The organism is Methanolobus sp. ZRKC5 (genome assembly GCF_038446525.1).
GTDB lineage: Archaea > Halobacteriota > Methanosarcinia > Methanosarcinales > Methanosarcinaceae > Methanolobus.
The window spans coordinates 1046809-1062695 of sequence record NZ_CP151792.1; the positions used below are offsets into that span (position 1 = coordinate 1046809).

Annotated in this window: 15 protein-coding genes; 1 reads left to right on the forward strand and 14 read right to left on the reverse strand. The window is 39.5% G+C overall.

Features of this window, described 5'->3' with window-relative positions:
* The 13 genes from WN948_RS04975 to WN948_RS05035 all read right to left on the reverse strand — a co-directional run bounded on the left by WN948_RS04975 (position 1) and on the right by WN948_RS05035 (position 13044).
* A complete protein-coding gene (locus WN948_RS04975) occupies positions 1 to 2658 on the reverse strand; it encodes a DNA methyltransferase (protein ID WP_342305901.1) in 2658 nt (885 codons plus the stop codon).
* 514 nt (positions 2659 to 3172) lie between these two features.
* A complete protein-coding gene (locus WN948_RS04980) occupies positions 3173 to 3631 on the reverse strand; it encodes a hypothetical protein (RefSeq protein WP_342305902.1) in 459 nt (152 codons plus the stop codon).
* A gap of 303 nt (positions 3632 to 3934) precedes the next feature.
* A complete protein-coding gene (locus WN948_RS04985) occupies positions 3935 to 4084 on the reverse strand; it encodes a hypothetical protein (RefSeq protein WP_342305903.1) in 150 nt (49 codons plus the stop codon).
* A 61-nt stretch (positions 4085 to 4145) separates the two neighbouring features.
* Positions 4146 to 4475: a hypothetical protein gene (locus WN948_RS04990; protein ID WP_342305904.1), complete on the reverse strand. Its 330-nt coding sequence runs from the start codon at positions 4473 to 4475 to the stop codon at positions 4146 to 4148.
* 159 nt (positions 4476 to 4634) lie between these two features.
* The gene (locus WN948_RS04995) at positions 4635 to 5279 is read right to left on the reverse strand and encodes an ASCH domain-containing protein (RefSeq protein ID WP_342305905.1); all 645 of its coding nucleotides are present in this window, start codon (positions 5277 to 5279) and stop codon (positions 4635 to 4637) included.
* Positions 5276 to 5491 (reverse strand): hypothetical protein, encoded by a 216-nt coding sequence (locus WN948_RS05000; RefSeq protein WP_342305906.1) that lies wholly within the window; start codon positions 5489 to 5491, stop codon positions 5276 to 5278. The genes WN948_RS04995 and WN948_RS05000 overlap by 4 nt, the downstream gene beginning before the upstream one ends.
* Positions 5491 to 5718, reverse strand: coding sequence for a hypothetical protein (locus tag WN948_RS05005; protein WP_342305907.1), 228 nt, complete (start codon positions 5716 to 5718; stop codon positions 5491 to 5493). Before WN948_RS05005 ends, WN948_RS05000 begins: the two co-directional genes overlap by 1 nt.
* Positions 5719 to 5815: 97 nt before the next feature.
* Entirely contained in the window at positions 5816 to 6463 is a 648-nt protein-coding gene (locus WN948_RS05010; protein WP_342305908.1) for a hypothetical protein, read from the reverse strand.
* On the reverse strand, positions 6463 to 6867 hold the full coding sequence (locus WN948_RS05015; RefSeq protein ID WP_342305909.1) for a hypothetical protein: 405 nt from the start codon (positions 6865 to 6867) through the stop codon (positions 6463 to 6465). The genes WN948_RS05010 and WN948_RS05015 overlap by 1 nt, the downstream gene beginning before the upstream one ends.
* Complete coding sequence (locus tag WN948_RS05020; protein WP_342305910.1) at positions 6868 to 7155, reverse strand: hypothetical protein; 288 nt, start codon at positions 7153 to 7155, stop codon at positions 6868 to 6870.
* Entirely contained in the window at positions 7156 to 7494 is a 339-nt protein-coding gene (locus WN948_RS05025; protein WP_342305911.1) for a hypothetical protein, read from the reverse strand.
* Between the two features lie 661 nt (positions 7495 to 8155).
* The gene (locus tag WN948_RS05030; protein WP_342305912.1) at positions 8156 to 10273 is read right to left on the reverse strand and encodes an ATP-binding protein; all 2118 of its coding nucleotides are present in this window, start codon (positions 10271 to 10273) and stop codon (positions 8156 to 8158) included.
* Between the two features lie 299 nt (positions 10274 to 10572).
* Positions 10573 to 13044, reverse strand: coding sequence for a methyl-accepting chemotaxis protein (locus tag WN948_RS05035; protein WP_342305913.1), 2472 nt, complete (start codon positions 13042 to 13044; stop codon positions 10573 to 10575).
* 559 nt (positions 13045 to 13603) lie between these two features.
* On the opposite strand from WN948_RS05035, the gene WN948_RS05040 reads away from it, so the two are divergent.
* Positions 13604 to 14245 carry an FmdE family protein gene (locus WN948_RS05040; protein ID WP_342305914.1) on the forward strand — a complete coding sequence of 214 codons (642 nt, stop codon included), beginning with the start codon at positions 13604 to 13606 and terminating at the stop codon, positions 14243 to 14245.
* Positions 14246 to 14327: 82 nt separating this feature from the next.
* On the opposite strand, the gene WN948_RS05045 is transcribed toward WN948_RS05040, so the two are convergent.
* Positions 14328 to 15644, reverse strand: coding sequence for an S-layer protein domain-containing protein (locus WN948_RS05045; protein ID WP_342305915.1), 1317 nt, complete (start codon positions 15642 to 15644; stop codon positions 14328 to 14330).
* Positions 15645 to 15887: the final 243 nt, after the last annotated feature.

Consider the following 15887-nt stretch of genomic DNA (forward strand, 5'->3'; position numbering starts at 1 on the left):
TTATCTCCTCGTTTTTTGAGCTTTATTTTCCTGTTCTTCAGAAGTCATTTTTTCATAGAGCTTGAATAAATACTCCAGCCGTTCTTCGTCACTTTCAAAAGGCTTACTGCGATAGCAACACTCCACAGCCAAATCATTTAAACGATGAGCTTCCTGCAAACCTTCTGGCATTTTATCGGGGTCGTATAGTTGAGCTAGGGTTTTTTCAGGATGTTTTTCACGTTCTTCCAAAATACGGAGTGTAGATTTAGTTATTTCTTCTTTGTATCGCTCAGAAATAATGGGAAATGGGAAATTATTGTAACAAAGTGCAGAAGAATATCTATAATCTGATTTCAATCGACCAGCAACTGCTTTGACCCACAACATATGTATTTTGGAGGAAACAATTCCGAATATCCAATGATCAGTACTATATATGACACTGGAAGAATTAGAGACAACCGTATCAGCATTTACATAACCAAAAGGAATGTACTCTCTTCTTTCAGACGAAGTTAAGGGAACAATAATCGCTTGAGTTTCTCGGTACGTAATTTGTCTGAATCGATTAGGATAAATTGAATACTCAACAGTGGACTGAGCTTTACTTTTTCTTCGAAATTCTGCAACTGCTTTTAATCTATCAGATATTGGAGGTATACTTTGAGCATTTCCAACCTGATTATCCGTAATCCAAAGACACCAACGTTCATTACCATTTAAGAAATCACCCCCACTACTAAATTTCTTTATATATTGTATTGACTGAGGATACCTTTCATTTAGTTCATCAACTTCTTGTTTGTCTAATATTAAATTACCATCATCAGTTGGCTTATTGCCATAGAGCATTTCAGGAATTCTACTGATGGGTTTGCTTCTTCTAGGCAAACTAATATTGGAACCTACTGACAAATATGGATTTATGTTAGATACTTCTTGTTTAAGGCCATCTACAAAAAGATGTTTTACTTTACTTGAAGAATTTCTAACTCCCACAATCACAACTATAACTGCTGCTTTCTTTTTTGCATTATTAGTCCACTTGAAAGATTTATAAGCAAAGCTTATTTCCAAATTTTGGTTAAAAGCGTAGGGCCATAAAAGATCAACTTGTTCACCTTGACATATTGAATTTGTTGAAACGAAAGCAAACTTTGAATTCGATTGATTAATATAATCTGCACCTTTTTTAAACCAGCATGCAATATAATCAAGGTTTTTATAATTTTTAAATCCTTTAAACACAGTTGCTAAATCATCTTTTTGATTATTGTCTTGCATACTTGAACCTAAATAAGGAGGATTTCCTAAAAGATAGATTTCCTCCCCTTCTTTATTAGGACACACCTCTTCCCAATCAATCCTGCAAGCATTCCCCTCCACAATATTTCCTGCTTCTTTAAGTGGCAGTGTTGGATTCGTACGTCCAAACTCATTGAAGAATTCCACATTCATTTGATGTTCTGCCAGCCAAAGGGACAGTTGGGCTATTTCATGAGCAAAATCATCCAATTCAATACCGTAAAATTGTCCAAGGGAGACACCTGAAATCGGCAATGAACTACGCTGTTCTTTTAATGTTGCCATCTCTAATCTACGGAGTTCTTTATAAGCAATAATCAAAAAATTACCACTGCCACAGGCCGGATCGAATATTTTAATGGTTTGTAATCTTTTAAGCAATTTATTGCGTCTATTTTGGTTGCCTTTGACCTTTCCGAATGCTTCTTTTAAGTCGTTAAGGAAGAGTGGTTCAATTACCTTCATTATGTTAGGTACAGAAGTGTAATGCATACCAAAACCGCCCCGATGTTCAGGAGTGGTAACAGCCTGCATCATGGAGCCAAAAATATCAGGATTAATGACCGACCAATCCAGATCACCGCTGTCAATGATTGCCTGGCGTGAACGTCTGGTAAATCTCGGAATTTGCAATCTTTGCTTGAACAAACCACCGTTCACATAGGGAAAAGCATCGAGGTAGACGGGCAAGTCTTTGCGGTCTTTTTCAGGTGTGTTCATCACCTCAAAGAGATTGTCTAAATAAGTATTCAAGTCATTTCCGTCTGCCTGTGTATGTGAAGCAAGGGCATTAGTAAATTGACTTTCCTCAAAAATGTTAGTGTCTTCGGCAAAGTAGCAAAAAAGCAAACGGCAGAGAAAGACATTCAATCCATGAATAAACTCAGGTGAATCATCTGGATTATCTTTTTTAATTTCATCAAAGAGCTTTGCCATTTTCTCGGCTGCCTTAACATCAGCTGGGTTCTCGTTTTGATGTTGGGTTTTTTCCATACCTGCCCAGGGTAAAAAGAAATCATAGTGTTTAGGGAGATCTTTCAGCTCAATATCCAGTTTATCCTGTGTTTTGGTATCAATTGCTAAAAGCGTTTTATAATCAGTAACAATTACAAACCTCTGGTCATGTTTAATGTCATTGACCAGTTCAGAAATGGATATATGTAAATCTTGATCTAAGACTTCTTTAAAGAATACCTTTTTTTTCCAAGAAACTTCACCATCTACTTTTGAAAGGTTTAGGTTTCCTTTCTTTAATCTTGTAATTGATGCCTTAGGCAAGTCGTAAGTTAAAAGTAGATCATAAATAAAAGTTTCTTCCGATAAAGAGGCGATTAATTTTTGCAGGTTGTCTTCGATTTGTGAGATATTCATTTTTGCTTTTCTCCTCTAAATTGGTTTTTCATTTCCTCAAAATCGTTTTAATCTGCCATTTGATTCAAATTTTAATATAAGTTTCATATTTTTGGCAAGAATTTTATCATTGTAGTAATTACCTATACAATATTTATATAGTGATATAAGCCATTTGTTATTTGATGTCTTTTATTGCAAAATTAGAGAGTATATACTCTTGATAGAATTATTACATTAACAAAGAAAATATATAAAATATGTGTGCTGATTCATCAAATAACTTCGAAACTAAATGTTATTTCTGTGGGAAGACTGAAAAAGAACTACCAGATCCAAGTCCATCAAACACCCATCTCTCATTGCCTTTCTCTTCTATGGGGTTTTTCGTCTGTTAATTGAATGGCTTTGTAGCTCATACCTTCGTTTATTTTCCCTACGATGATGCAAAAACTGTATTTGTTCAAGTTTTCTTTTTGTTCATCGGTTAAAACACTCATGTTTTCACGTCCTATATTATGAGATGCAGGAATTGTCAGAGGACAATCCCTTCTTCATTCATCTTTCCAAAAAACCATTTTTTAAAATCATTTACATTTGAGAATTGATACCGTGGGGCCATGTTTTTCCAATTTGGTTCCGAACCTTTTCTAAGCATTTTCACAGCAGATTCTACATGTTCTGAAAATCTCTTATTTCTGAAATCTTCGAGATAGATATCCAGTCCTCCATCTTTTTCAGACTCTGCTTTTTTGCTGACCTTTCTCTGCTTCTCTAGGACTTCCAGCTCAGCAAATTTTGCCCGGAGTTCAGATAATTCCTGTTCTTTCTGAGAAATAGTAAGCTGCACATAGTCTAGCGGAGATACTTCTTCCAGGACCTGTTTGATTCCTGCCTCCAAAACTTCAGAGAATGATTTATTGTGAAGAGATTGAGTTGATTCAAATGATGATTTTAAGTAAGGATCAATAGAAGTTGTAGTTTTGATTTTCATATAATACCACCTCCTACATTTCGTGTCGATTTTCAAATTGAATAATACCCGGAAAAAACCGAAAGCCGCATACGTACGTATGGGTACGTACGCATGCCAAGGCAACAGAGCCTCGGCTCAGTTACCTTTTAGGCTACGCCGCTGCATAGCGATACGTGTTAGAGGTCCGGGGATTTTTGGGATACGTATGGGTACGTATGCGTATTCTAAATTTTGAAAATCACACTCCTATTTCAGTCAAGTAAATCCAGAAGAAACCAGGGAGGTCCTTCTGGAGATCATTAGAAAAGTTGTTATGGAAGGTCACGCTACCACCTTTGTGAAAGCTGTGATCATCTGCTCCGTGGCCTTAGATATGGACCATACAATATTAGAAGCTCCAGCGTGTTCTGGAGAGTCACACAGAGCTCCTATGATTGAGTCATAGCTAAAGGTCTGGCTCATGGTGAGCATCTCCTCACTGCAGGGAGCTTACATTTATCCCACACCAGGACATCCTTCCAATCGTACGTACTCATACGTACTCGCCTCCAAGTTTTTCACAGACATCCTTGAGAATCTTCTGGTCACACTCGATATAGATCAAGACATTCTCACAGTACATTCCAGATTCATGGTCATATTCACTGGCCATACTGTAGGATCTCGTCTTTTTCAGATGCGGAAAACGTGCATATAACTCCGATTTGAGGATCTCCCAATTCCATCTGGCTTCAGTGAATGATCTACTTTTTACAATGACAACATGCTCCACAATCGGTACGTTGAACGGACCTGATGATATTGTGAATTTCAAGTTATCACCCCCTCCGGACAATATCATGAGGAATGCTTTTGGATCCATTCCTCCAGATCCTGGCTATCCTGGTAATTCTGGCAGGCCTGCGATGTACTCGCATAGGGAGAGCACTCCGGACTCTGGGACCGTATGGATTAGGACGTGTCAATATCTTTCCTCCGGGACAAACACGGACCGAAGATTCAACCTTTCGAGGAATATACCTCAAGCTATCACCTCCTGATCTGCAGCTGCAGGAAGGTAAGAATCAATCACTGAGGTCCTTATCTTCGACCAGTTGATGCAGCCCTTTGGCATCTTGAACCCTACTCCAGGCTCCACATGCCTTACATTCTGGAAGATCCAGCCATGTACGCACATTCCTTCTTCAAAAAAGAAGGGGCTGAGATAGTGACACTCTGAGTATGCAGCGAACTTTTCCGGATTGTCAAATGGAATCGTTCCGGAGATATCCACCACGCATAAGATCTTTCCATGGGGAAGTGAGGAGATCTTCCTCCCCAGGACCTCCGTGAAGTATTTCCATTCCTTCCTGCGGACATCCCGCCGGGTTGCATAGATCGCCACAGGTCCCCTATAGTGGCAGTCCATAGACCTGATATCCAGGACCTTAATTCCCATGGCAATAAGTGAAGCCCAGGGTTGGCGTACTGCAAGGACCTTCATGACCTCCTCCGGAGCATCCAGAGGACATTCTCCCATGTTTCCAGGAATCTTATTGGTAAGGTCACAGTACCAGCTGGTACGAGGCCCTCTTACAGTATCAATCTCTTCAGGTTGGAGATGCCTGCACTTTACTTTCCTGCAGAGGCCTGTTGCAGGATGGGATCCTTCGAGCGGTCCGGTCATTTCCTCACCTTCTTGTTGACCTCATCCCCTCGTTTGATATCCTGGCATCTGCAGATGTAGTGACCACACACAGGACAGGCTCGAATGTGACTCTTAAATCCTCTGTGCATGACTCTCCTGATTATCCGACGGTGAACTTTTGCAGAAGAATGTAAGGATTTGTCCTCTTTCCCTTCTAGTTCAATGTCTGTGGATTTTGATGTATCAGACATCAGTACGCCACCTCATACAGGTCCAATATTTTGGTCAGCGTTTGCCTGCCCATATTCATCTGGCCGCATACATACCCTATTGACTTGCTTTCAAGATACAAAGCCACAGCCTTCTCTCTACGTTCAATAGGTATCTTTTTAAGAGGTGTGCCAGGTTTTCTTTTTGTGAGCTTACGGAACCTTTTCCAGTTCTTCTTCTCTTGTTGAGTGAGCTTGAATTCAGACATCAGTGCATCACCTCATCTGCACTATCATCCTGGCTCTTTTCCGGATCTTTAAAATTCTCGCGTGAATAGATCTCTATGAATCTCTGCCAGCAACACATTACTCATCACCTCCCGGCAAAACCACCTCCCTACTCTCAATAGCAAGGATAAGCTGATTCAATGCTGTGCTCTTCAGTGGTCCATATTTCACATCTTTTGTGAGTGATTTGATTTCACTGGACCGAGATTTATTGTCTAGGTCAAGCAGGGTGTAGATAACGTCTAATGACCATTTATCGCAGTCTACACCATCTTTACGAAGCTCAATAGAATCATTATGAATACGGCACTGGAGATTTTTAACAGCCGTGAGATCTCTCCATTCATTTGAGGGCGGATTGTAGAGCAATGGCTGTTCAGTTTTGGATATTTCTTGTTCACGCTCCTTAGTCCCTCTCGACTGGTATTCATCAGAGTGGAAACAAGATTCACACACCTTTTCATCACCAGTCAGTTCCTGGGATATCATCTTATGAAGATCTACCAGACAGCCACACTCAGAACATAAAAACCCATCAACACAGGATCCTTCACTCTGTTGTCGGAGTTCCTCTTGATTGCTTTCTATGGGGTCCATATGGTCCACGGATTCCTCACATATAGCTTCTTGACAGTTTTCATGTGCCTCACCTAATATCTGCGTCAGCAGACCCACGAGTTCAGGAGACGGTGATAAAAGTACGTTGATAGTGATTTCTCCAGACATTACTCATCATCTCCTTCTGAGTGTTCCAGAGTGAGATACTTGTGGTAGTGTTCTATGTACCTGGCACGTGTGGCTTTCCATCCAGCCAGTAATGCAAATAGTATGAGTAGCAGCATGAATCCTGCATAGATCTGCATAGCCATCTCAACAGGGAAATAGAACACATATCCGATTGTGAGAACTGATCCAGAAACAGCGCCAATCAAAAAGTGATAAGCTTCGCCATATTTCACAATTTCAGGAGTGAATGGGCCATCCGTAGGTTTTGGTGCATCCTTGATCTCCTGCAGTTTCTCTGCAGGTATGCCTGTAAGCTTGCTTACAATGCGTGCTTCTATTGTGATTACAGGCGAATGATCAGGGAAGACTTCAACACATTCAGGAAAGGTTTGATCAGAGGTCATTTAGATCACCCCAAATGATTGAAATACAACTACACCAAAAGTCCAAAAGTACAAAATTGACATGAGTATTAGCCCACCCCGGACCACAGCTTTTGAAAAGCCATATAATTCTGCTTTCCACCCGGGAATAATTTCCAGCCAGGAAACATACACGTATCCATCATTATCTGTACGAAGGCTAGCACTGGACATCTGATCAGGGTGCATGCCTGTTATTATACTGGAGCCTGCCTCATCGTCTGGGTCTGCGATTACCCAGCGAACACGCACGACGGGAGTGAGTTTCATTTACTCTCCCTCCTGAAACTCTGCCAATACTTGAGGTATGTAATCAAGGCCCAACTTTGCAAGTTCTTGCTTTTTGAATTCCTCGATCTCTTCACGAGTAATCAGAGGAGGTAGAAGAGCGGACCCTATGGTGTGGATGGTACGAGTGGGGGTTAAAGAAGGGTCCGCCTTTTCATTGGAAAGTGTAGCCTCTAACCTGGCCTGCAGGATAGAAAAGAATGCATTCAGGTTTGCAGTTTTTAAATTAATTTCTGAAATCAATACATCAAAGTTTTCATTCGATACAAGAGCACTAGCATGAGAACCAGAGCTATCGCTATTCGTATTATTTGCCTTCATTTTGTCTTCACTTCTTAAATTCGTTAGTTGTCAGGTCGTTAAATCTGACACAAAACTGTTTGAAGTATTTCTATATAAGAATTACTCTACACAAGTGTTTTATTGAGGACGAACAAACCACAACAAAAAGTATAAATCAATGAGCAGCATAAAGAATTATTGTACCTCCATTATGGGGAGTCGTTAACCCCTACAAACACTAGGCAGTTTTTTTGTCTTCGCGCTGTTTAGCTCAATATCATGGAGGAAGCATGCACGGTGGGATTACAATGAGCCTCATCACTGGGGTTCGAATCCCCATCGGAGCACTATTCTACTTTTTTAGTGTATTTTACTCCAAATATAAGTTACCTTTTTGATTTTTAGATTTATGGAAATAATTTAATCCAATCTTTTTGCAATGTCATTTTTGGCGAGGCAGATGTGAGAATCCCAGCCAGATGATACAGAACAAACTGATAGGATACGTTACACGGTTTTCAGGCATCCGAATCTGTGCGTCATTTTGATAATGTCTCCAATGTTGTTCATTGGCAAGCAGGAAAAACACTACTGTATATGGTCATTGAAACAAAGACCATCGATTTCAAAAATAATCTGGTATAACAAAATATTGGAGGAACAATCAAAATCCAGTATTTGATTTTATAAAGCTAAAAGCTCATGCAGAACATTGCATTGGAATAGTAAACTCAAATGTACTCCCTTTACCAATTTCACTCTCCAACCGGATATTGCCTCCCTGGACCTCAACAAATTCTTTTACAAGCGCAAGCCCAAGGCCTGCACCTCCGTTTTTACGATTCAGAACCGGTTCCAGCTGCACAAAAGGTTTAAAAAGCAGTACCTGATCCTCTTCCGATATCCCAATTCCCGTATCTTTGACGCTAATATGGAGACTTTGGTTTGTATGCTGCATAGCATCTACAGTTACTGCCCCACCATTTTGAGTGAATTTTATAGCATTGCTTATTAGGTTGAGTAATATAATCTTAAGCTTGGATCGGTCAGCATTTACATTATCAATATTAAAGTCAACCTTGAATTTGAGGTATATGTTCTTTTTTGCAGCCATTGAACCTGTGATCTTTTGAATTTCTGAGATGAGAGATAATAATGAGAACTCGGTAATATCAAGTTCCATTTTACCCCCTTCTATTTCAGCAACATAATTCAGAGAGGTTAGTAATTCTAATAATTTAGAACCTGCATCCAGTATTGTTTCAGCACATTTTGCCTGATTTGTATTAAGAGTACCATAATACCCCTCTAAAAGAACTTCGGAATATCCCATAACATGAGTCAAGGGAGTACGCAATTCATGGTTCACTATTGATAGAAATTCGCTTTTTGTGTTCGATGCATTCTCAAGCAGCAGTTTTGCTTTTATAAGCATCTTTTCTATGTTCTTGACCTCTGTAAAATCACGTACAACACCTGCCATTTTTTCTGGTTTACCATCAGCTCCGTAAACCAGATGAGTATTTGCAGATAAATGTATCAAGTTTCCATTTTTATTTTTAAGCTGAATATCGTAGTTAGTCAAATGTCCTGAAACTTTCAGCGCATCAAGCACATTCTGCCGTTCTTGGGGAGTACTATATAATGCACCTATTGAATTACCGATCAATTCCTCAGGTTCAAATCCTAGATGCGAGGTTATGGATGGACTAAGGGTTATTATAGTCCCATCAATCTTCGTTTCAAAGTAAATATCATGCATCTCTTCAAATATCCGCCTGTATTTACACTCACTTTCCTTAATTTTAGATTCTTTACGTTTATGTTCAAGTGTATTTGCAAATACCTCACCCATCAACTTGAGAATTTTCAGGTACCCTTCCGGCCATTTTTTGATACTTGAATATGCTAAACACAAATTACCCATGATTTTCCCACGGTACGCCATTGGCACAACTAATAAGGAAACTGTATTCGTTTCTCTTAACACTGTTTTTTCAAGAATGGCTTCCGGAGGCAGGTCTTCAATATTATTTATAAAAAATGGTTCTTCCTTGAACACATTTTTTATCCACCAGGAATGTGCACTTATAGATAAATTATCGAAATATTTAATGTCAGATTCAATGCCTTCCGCACACCACTCATGAATTCCATTAACAGACATGTAATCACCAGAGAACATGAAAATCCCGACTTTTTCTACCCTTGTCATTTCACCTATTTTTCCCAGGGTTTCATTAATGGATTCATCTATTTTTTCAGGTTCCATACCTATAAAATTAGTGGATATCTCAGAAAGCAATTTTCCAAACATAAGTAGACTATTTAATTTAGCTTCAACCTTATTGCGTACAATTATACTTTCCACGTGTGCAATGATCGTCTCAAGTACAATCATGACATGTTCAGGAATTTCGCTAATGGAATGAGAACAAATACTCATTACAGCTATAACTTCATCATTTCGCTTTATCGGATAAAACAATATTACACACAGATTCTCAGAAGAACAACTCTCGCATACGCCTGAAGATTTTATATCCGGGCCTTTGGTAACAGAGGGTTTGCCAGACATCACTGACTTCATAATAGGAGTTGGTTTTTTTATTTCATTCAGATATTTATTGAATTCTGGTGAAAAACCCTTAGATGCAACAAACTCAAGATAACCAGTATGTTCATAAATAAAATGGATTGCTCCTGAATCAACTGCATCAAATTCAAGCATATCATCAAGAAGCACGTTTAAGTTTTCATGAAGGCTGTTTGTGGAACTTAAGACCACATCATGTTGAATACGTAGAATATCGATCATTATTTCACAACTATTTTATGAATGTAACTTGTATATATTGATTTCTATATATATATACCGAGTTTAAAGTGAAAACACCAACTGAGTCCCTGCTCCAAAAAAAAAAAAAAAAAAATGGAACAATACTACAAAGTTCAATAGTATGATACTATTTTATACATTCTTTTGAAGTATCTTGTTAGTAAACCAACCTTAAGCTTCCTGAATACTACAAAGATGCCATGTAATCAATTGAGGCAGCTCTGTAGAAGAGCTGCCATATTTAACAATTGATCCTGCAATGAGAGAGTTTCACCGCATCAAACTAATGCATTCTTTAAAAGCTCGGAAGGTTCTGACTTCATCTTTGAAGACACCGGGTTTTCCCTTTTGCCACTACCCTCACTACCTGACTCCATGAGTACATCTGCACCTGCAGTGTCCAGGCGGAATTTAGACACTACCAGCTGCATATTGGCTGCCACACCCGCAAGTTCCTGGGCAGAGTTTGAGAGCTCTTGCATAGAAGCGGTCTGTTCTTCTACAGAAGCAGAAGCTTCCTGCGCCTCTGCTGCAGATTGCTCAGAGATAGCAGATACTTCTTCAACAGAAGATGTGACCTCTTCAATTGAAGCGGACTGCTCTTCTGCAGCCGCGGCAATTTCCTGCACCATCTTGGCTATAGTATCTCCGCCTTCAACAACCTTTCCTATCGCAAGAACCGACTTCTCAAGAGAAACTGCTCCTGTATCGACCTCATCTAAACCTTTCCCCATAGAGGAAACCGCATCCTGGGTTCCGGCCTGCATCTGATCGATCAGTTGTGCTATCTGCTTGGCTGCATTGCCGGAATCTTCTGCCAGTTTTCTCACTTCATCAGCCACTACGGCAAATCCACGACCATGCTCCCCTGCTCTTGCAGCCTCAATCGCTGCATTAAGGGCAAGCAGGTTGGTCTGATCGGCAATACTTGTGATAAGATTGACGATCTCACCGATCTGTTTAGATTTCTCATCGAGTTCATTGATGACATCTGAAGACTCTCCAACTGCAGATTTTATACTTTCCATCATTAATTTGAGGTCCTGGGACATTTCGCCAAGACCCTGTATGAGGGTGTTGGCTTCGATAGCATTTTGTGCTGCATTCCCTGAGTTAGTAGCTACTTCCTGAACAGTGAGACTCATATCATCCATTGCTCTTGAGACCTCTACAGCTTTTCCGGACTGCGCCTGTGTACCTTTTGATATCTCAGATATAGTGCCGGATATTTGTTCTGCAGTAGCTGTCAATTCCTCGCTGGCTGCAGACATTTCCTGAGCAGTGGAAGCGATATTTTCAGCATTCTCTGTCACAAGAGTGACGACCTCATTCAGTGATAACCTGCAATTCTCCACACCTTCAGTGAGTTGTACGAAATCTCCAACTCCATGAACACTGACTTTCTTTGTCAGATCATTGGATGAAATGGAAGCAAGGACTTCGCATGAATCATTGATGATGCTCTGTAGTGTATCGCCAAAACCATCCAGTGTATCACCTAATAGTTTGAAGTCACCTTTTGCATCTATTGTTCCTCTGGTGCTCAAATCTCCTTCTGCATAGGAGTTAATAACCCTTGCAGCTTCGTTCAAAGGAACTACAACAGCCTCTAATACCTGATTAAAACCTCTGGGTATTGCTTCAAAGTCAATAGCTACGTTGGTATCTGCTCTTCTGTCAAGCTTACCTGCAAGAGTATCTTTTGCAAGATCATCAAAGTCTTTAACGATACCTTCAATTGGTTTAGTAACAGATCGTGCTATGAGGAAAGCAATTCCAGCCATTGCAATGATTGCAACTAAAGAAATAATTATCAATTGGTCCCTAAGGGCTACTGCATTTGCAATCATTTCATCATATGGAGTGACAAGGACGAATGCAAAATCTGCGGTTTCCATAGGTTCGTAAGTCATACTTACTTCCTTGCCGGTTATAGGATCAATGATACCTATTCTGCCTCCTTTCCCATTTTTGATGTCAATTGTCATCTGATCCATAACAGGATCATTGAAATCAGTAAGGGACATGGTGCCAATCCATTCTTTTTCTGTAGGACTTGAGATGAGCAGGCCAGAATTACTCACTATGAAAGCGTAGCCGGTATCTAAGAATTTGACTTGTGATACTTCTTCATCAATATAGTCCAGTGAAACATCTACGCCTGAAATTCCTATGAAATCTCCATTTTTGATAACCGGGGAAACATAGCTGACCATCATCTCTCCATCGTATAGGAAAGGTTCAAGAATAACATCCTGTTTCTGAGATTTTGGTAACTGATAATAGTCATCGGTCTCATATCCCGCAAGCGGTGCAAGAGCAACAGAACTACCACTTCTGGACCAGTAGGGTATAAATCGTCCTGTGGTGTCATGTCCCTGTGTATTTGCAAACTCTGCATCCATTCCATCGAAGGCATTGTTCTCGTATGCAACATAGGTCCCCAATATCCCCTGGTTTTCTTCCAGCAAACTTTTGAGAATGGTATTTACTTCATTTCTGTTGTTTGAGTCATAGTTTTCCATAGTGTGTGCAAGGGTTTGCGCAAGCAACTGGTTTGACCGCATGTCGCTGTCATATTGGAACGAATAACTTTTAGCAACACTTTCGGCTTCTGAATAAGCCGCGTTGATTTGCTGCTCTGTCACCTTGTCAACTGTTATATAGGTACTTGTGGCCATCAGTATGGTCACACTTAGAACTATGTATAAGAGTAATCTGGTTTTAATATTAATTTTGTCAAAATTCATAAGTCTCTCTCTTTTAGGTTTCAATCCCTCAGTATTTGTGCAACATTGTCACACTCCGGGTAAATAGACAATCATTGTATTTAAAACATAGTATATTTAGTAAGCTCTGAAAATAAGAGATATACTGCACTTATATTTTGCAAGTACCGGTTCTGTAAAAATCATATTTAAATCGACATCTTTCGAACAAATTCACCAAGTATCTTCAATGTTGTGCAATATATTTTGAATTATTGAGGATTTTATTTTTGTCTGAATATTGAGGATTTCTACGGAACCTAAATACCAGCATTCTAAAGTAGATATTAATTCAAGATGCCTTGAAAAAATCATTCCGTCTATTATCTATTGCTGGACAAAAGTCGGATATATATATATAATTTTAATTATTTACCTGCTGTGACCAAAAAATAATAACAACAGATATAATTTATCCAGTTAAGAGCACAAAATCTTGCCACCATATACTTGAATCACAGTTGCAAAAAACAAATTGGAGAATAATTAATAACACGAAAGATATTAAACATATTACTCTACTTTACCTTCCGTGATAAATATGCCATCCAAACCTTCAACCCAAACCACATCTCGTCAAATACCCACTTTTGAAGAAGCCGCAAAATTTCACGGACATGTCTGCCCCGGACTTACTATTGGCTACATTGCTGCCAAAGCAGGAATCGAAAAGCTGGAGACTGAGAGAGACATAGATGAGGAGCTCGTTACCATCGTAGAGAACGATGCATGTGGAGTAGATGCAGTGCAGGTCCTCACAGGATGTACGATCGGGAAAGGCAATCTCATTTACAAAGACCACGCCAAGCAAGTCTTCACATTCATATGCAGAGACAGCAACAAAGCAGTCAGGGTTGCCCTGAAAGCAAGTTTCAACATCGAAGCCATTGACCCTGAAATGAACAAACTGCGTCCAAAAGTTATGGGCGGTACAGCCACAGAAGAAGAAATAAAAGAATACAGTAAGTGCAGGGACGGAGTGTCCATAACCATGAGGAACACCCCCGTTGAAGAAATGTTTGACATCAAATTTGTTGATGCTAAGATTCCCGTAAAAGCAAGGATATTCAACTCAATCAAATGTGCGAAGTGTGGAGAGATGATGGCAGAATCCCGTGCAAGAGTCCAGAATGGAGAAATAGTCTGCATCCCTTGCTTTGAGGATTATAACAGAGGATGGTAACAGACAACTAAAAATATAAAAATAGTTGAAATGGCTGGAATAATTCCAAACATTTCTCTATTGATTTCTTTTTTTACATTTACTATTTCGTATTTTCGTATTTCCTAATCCCCAATGCTCCTAAAAGTCCCAGAAGACAAAGAAGAAGCTCAAATCCCGGAGCTGCTACAGAACTTTGCACCACATCACCACCAGTATCTTCAGCACTCATCGAAAAATCAGTGTAGTCTTTAACACTGCCCACATTTTCAGTTTCAGTTTCCTCTTCAGCCATATCCACAACAACGATATCATTGTCGTTCCCTACACTTACATCCCCTTCCTCTGTAACTGTATCTGCAACTGTAATAGTACATGTCTTCCAAAGAGTCATTTTCAGGCATGACCCGCTTGTGTCCTCTGTTTTAAGGTATATACCACCATAAAGGTCGATCACCTCATTAGGACCAAGAGTGATACCATCATTGCTTGACATTACAAGTGCATCATCCCCTGTGTAAAGAACAGTCCCACTACCGCTTCCTACATAATCAGTACCATTCATGACAGCAGGAATCTCAAATCCCTGTACATCAAATACGCCATAAGTATCCCCACTTTCAATAGTAGTAATATCACCTACAAGGAAAGCATATTTGAAAACCACAAAGTCATCGCTTGTTCCCTTAAAAATTGAATCGACATAACAGTAGAACATAGGGTTGTCATCACTATCTTTGTATAGATACGTCCTTTCAGGTTTGGTCAGGTTCATATCACCTGACACCACAGCACTGTCTACTTCTTCGCCATTCCTGTTCAGCTGTATCCATACCTTGTTACCTTCAACATCTACCTGTTGCACCACAAGTGACCAGCCATCTGTAAGGTCCCATTCTTCTTTAGAGAACATCTGTTTTTTATCATCACTGCTAAATTGCAGCAGTATCTTTGCTATTTCATCCGGCTTGCAACCTGCTGAAAGGTCAGATGAATCTTCAGGCATTGCAACATACTGGGAACCAAACAAGCCCATAAGATAGTATTTTTTCAGGTCAACCTCATCAACAATATAAGTGGCCCCATCATCAGAACCACCAATTTTGGTCTTCTTTGCCTGAGGTTTGCTTACATAATAGAGATCACCTTCGTCAATCTCATCCCTAAGTTGAATAGTTGATGAAGAATTTACACTATTATGAATGTAAATGATCTCACTTGAAAGACCTGGTTTTATTTGGTACCAGAATCCTGAAAAACTGTTGGCATCCCAATAGAAATCACCAGCTGGTGTGTACGAATCGGTGTTGTCATATACAGTACTTCTGATCTTGTAAGTTACATCTAATGCATTTACAGGCATTGTGACCAAAACCAAAATTGCAGCAAATACAATCATTATCCATGTCATTTTTTTCATTATTATATCTCCTGACAAGAAAATCACGCAACTTCCCATGCTGAAACTATGAAAAGGGAATAATACCAATCCAACCAGACACGTTGTTTACTTATACAAATTCACATTTTTTATGATTTTCTTGCACTTTCGTGATACCCGATAGATTAGCTTAGCTAACTTATGACATAAAATAATAACCATAACAGTTTATGTTACTAAATAGTAATATTTTAATACTAAATACGCAATACCCACATATTA

Bases quoted from the DNA above. Each gene is read 5' to 3' on its own strand.
- WN948_RS04975 (WP_342305901.1), bottom strand. From the start codon at position 2,658: ATGAATATCTCACAAATCGAAGACAACCTGCAAAAATTAATCGCCTCT.
- WN948_RS04980 (WP_342305902.1), bottom strand. From the start codon at position 3,631: ATGAAAATCAAAACTACAACTTCTATTGATCCTTACTTAAAATCATCA.
- WN948_RS04985 (WP_342305903.1), bottom strand. From the start codon at position 4,084: ATGCTCACCATGAGCCAGACCTTTAGCTATGACTCAATCATAGGAGCT.
- WN948_RS04990 (WP_342305904.1), bottom strand. From the start codon at position 4,475: ATGGATCCAAAAGCATTCCTCATGATATTGTCCGGAGGGGGTGATAAC.
- WN948_RS04995 (WP_342305905.1), bottom strand. From the start codon at position 5,279: ATGACCGGACCGCTCGAAGGATCCCATCCTGCAACAGGCCTCTGCAGG.
- WN948_RS05000 (WP_342305906.1), bottom strand. From the start codon at position 5,491: ATGTCTGATACATCAAAATCCACAGACATTGAACTAGAAGGGAAAGAG.
- WN948_RS05005 (WP_342305907.1), bottom strand. From the start codon at position 5,718: ATGTCTGAATTCAAGCTCACTCAACAAGAGAAGAAGAACTGGAAAAGG.
- WN948_RS05010 (WP_342305908.1), bottom strand. From the start codon at position 6,463: ATGTCTGGAGAAATCACTATCAACGTACTTTTATCACCGTCTCCTGAA.
- WN948_RS05015 (WP_342305909.1), bottom strand. From the start codon at position 6,867: ATGACCTCTGATCAAACCTTTCCTGAATGTGTTGAAGTCTTCCCTGAT.
- WN948_RS05020 (WP_342305910.1), bottom strand. From the start codon at position 7,155: ATGAAACTCACTCCCGTCGTGCGTGTTCGCTGGGTAATCGCAGACCCA.
- WN948_RS05025 (WP_342305911.1), bottom strand. From the start codon at position 7,494: ATGAAGGCAAATAATACGAATAGCGATAGCTCTGGTTCTCATGCTAGT.
- WN948_RS05030 (WP_342305912.1), bottom strand. From the start codon at position 10,273: ATGATCGATATTCTACGTATTCAACATGATGTGGTCTTAAGTTCCACA.
- WN948_RS05035 (WP_342305913.1), bottom strand. From the start codon at position 13,044: ATGAATTTTGACAAAATTAATATTAAAACCAGATTACTCTTATACATA.
- WN948_RS05040 (WP_342305914.1), top strand. From the start codon at position 13,604: ATGCCATCCAAACCTTCAACCCAAACCACATCTCGTCAAATACCCACT.
- WN948_RS05045 (WP_342305915.1), bottom strand. From the start codon at position 15,644: ATGAAAAAAATGACATGGATAATGATTGTATTTGCTGCAATTTTGGTT.